This is a genomic window from Moorena sp. SIO3I6, from assembly GCF_010672095.1.
In genome coordinates this window covers 1-2269 of the sequence record NZ_JAAHHU010000765.1, presented here as the reverse complement: position 1 = coordinate 2269, position 2269 = coordinate 1, and the positions used below count along the sequence as shown (strand labels likewise).

The following is a 2269-nucleotide window of genomic DNA, read 5'->3' as shown; positions in this document are numbered from 1 at the left end:
AGAACAAAGTTGTTCAAGTCTATTGATTAATCTTTTTGTTGGGATAACTACAAAGTTTTGGTTACCACGCCTCCCTATATTTATCGAATCTTTTTGTCGCTCATTCCAACCAATAACTATATTTCCAATGCGTTCTTGAAGGCATCGGTTAATGATAAACCTTGCTGCTTTATTGATCGCATCTCTCATTTGATTATTACGTTTTACCTGCACTCTATCCAGATTCGAGTCCCAATAAAACTCAGGTTTGCCAGCTTTATATTTGGCAACTAATCTGGCGTACCCTTGATTCATTGATTTAAGTTTCCGACCATCGATAATCAGACTTTTTCCTTGAGTTGAAACTCCGGTTAACCAGTTATCGCCGCCATGATCAAAACTCCATGCCTGTGAGTAATCTAGGTTAGGGTTATGATCAACTGATTGGTTACCATCATCAATTACCCAGTCAATCCATAATTGTCCCAGAGTAGGACGAACAGTTACCTCTTTAACCCAATCTGGATCTATGAATTGTGGCGGTTCCAATGTTATTTCAGTAATTAATTCTGGTTTACTCTCTTTACTGATGGATGGATAAAATAACCCTTTTTTATAAGTCAAAGCCTGCCTAGGAAAAGTAATAGCCGCCAATCCACCTTTCTTACGATATCTAAGGAGCCTTGGCCTATCTACCTGACCTTTGTAATATTGCCCGACTAATTGGTTGTAACTGGTTATCGCCTCCCCTACAGACTTTAAAGTTTGTTGGGCGGACTGGGCGGCCATCGCCTTGTAGTGGGGACTCAACTTTAGATATTTATCTAGCTCTGGATATTTGGTTGCGCATTTATACGTTTTCCAACCAAATCTCAACTCATCCCCACGCCAGTAAGTGCTATAGGCTTCTGGTTGTTCTTTTAGCCACTTATAGTGCTTCTGTTTAGTGTAATAAATAGCACAATTTATCAGACTATTAGCCTGTTGACATTGAAACACCCAAAAAGCCTTTTCTTCATCTGAAAATGTCGCTTTAATCGGAATTGTTCTGTACAACGAAAGCATCACCTCCTTATTGCTATTCTAGCTTAAATAAAGGGATACGGCGGGGTTAACCCCGTCGCTCTGTTTCATCCCCGGTCTAAAGAGACAGGGTTCTCACATTTCAGGATATTTTGATAGGAATTTACATCAAAGGTCGCTTTGGCTGAGTCTACAACTCGCCAGACAACTACCGCAGCAATCTCAATGGGGTTGCCTTTGGCGTCATTTACCTTCAGCTTATCGCTGTTGAAATTACGCACTCGTAGAGAAACCAGTTGCTTCGAGGCGAAAGGGTTAACCCACCAAAAGCCAGAGGTACGGACACTGCCAACGTAGCTCCCTAAAAACACTAGCACTCGGGCTTGGTTAGGCTGCACAGTTAGAAAGCCTTTTAGGGCAACCAAGGCTACGATCACTAGACCAATACCAAATAAGTTGTTGGTATAGATCAATAAGTCGTTGATATTGGAAAACCCGACTAGACCTTTACCTAACCACACACCAAAACTAGCGATCGCAATAATCCCTACCAGAGCAGCAAAACCATTAATTTTAAAGGTAGGAATTTCCTGAATACGTTCCATTTGCATGTATCGTTTGTGTATTGCTCTGTTTTGTTTTAGCTCATTGGCTGATACATCTATTTTGCTTGGTTTATCGGGGGTTTGACAGTACCCGTAGGGGTACTAATGACTAATTTGACCGTAAACCTGAATCATTTGTTGTGCGATCGCATTCCAACTATAGTGCTTTAAAGCATACTCCTGAGCCTTGACTCCCCGCAGTTGGCATTCATCCTTATTTTGAAGGGCTTCCCGTAACTGTCTAGTCAAAGCCTGAACCTCACAAGCACTCACCCATCCTGCTTCAGCATCTTTGACGTTTTCCCAAATATGGACTTGGTCAGAAATCACCACTGCTGTCCCAGCCACCATCGCTTCCGCTACCGCAATCCCAAAGTTTTCGTAGTAAGATGGCAGCACAAATACGTCCGCATCCTTTAACAATGCTGCTTTCAAGTCACCAGTCACGAAACCAGTAATGGTAGTATTTGATGATAGAGTTGAAGCCTTGATCTGCTCTATGATACTATTTTCATAACTTGGGTCTTGAGGATTAGTTCCCGCCAAGACAAAGTGAAATTGGAGTCCCTCGTTTAAGAGCTTTTCTAGAGCTGGGATAAGTAAATCCAATCCCTTCTTCGGGTCAATACGAGACATAAACAACACTAAGGGCTGGTCATGGG

At 42.0% G+C, this 2269-nt stretch carries 3 protein-coding genes; all 3 read right to left on the bottom strand.

The features are described 5' to 3' along the window. On the bottom strand, positions 1-1035 hold a 1035-nt coding region (locus F6K49_RS42465), incomplete at its 3' end, for a transposase (RefSeq protein WP_293107419.1). 74 nt (positions 1036-1109) lie between these two features. Continuing rightward, positions 1110-1607 carry an SPFH domain-containing protein gene (locus F6K49_RS42460; protein ID WP_293107416.1) on the bottom strand — a complete coding sequence of 166 codons (498 nt, stop codon included), beginning with the start codon at positions 1605-1607 and terminating at the stop codon, positions 1110-1112. Between the two features lie 102 nt (positions 1608-1709). Continuing rightward, on the bottom strand, positions 1710-2269 hold a 560-nt coding region (locus tag F6K49_RS42455), incomplete at its 5' end, for a glycosyltransferase (protein ID WP_293107413.1).

Coding starts and splice junctions, on each gene's coding strand:
- F6K49_RS42460 (WP_293107416.1), bottom strand. CDS start 1,607: ATGGAACGTATTCAGGAAATTCCTACCTTTAAAATTAATGGTTTTGCT.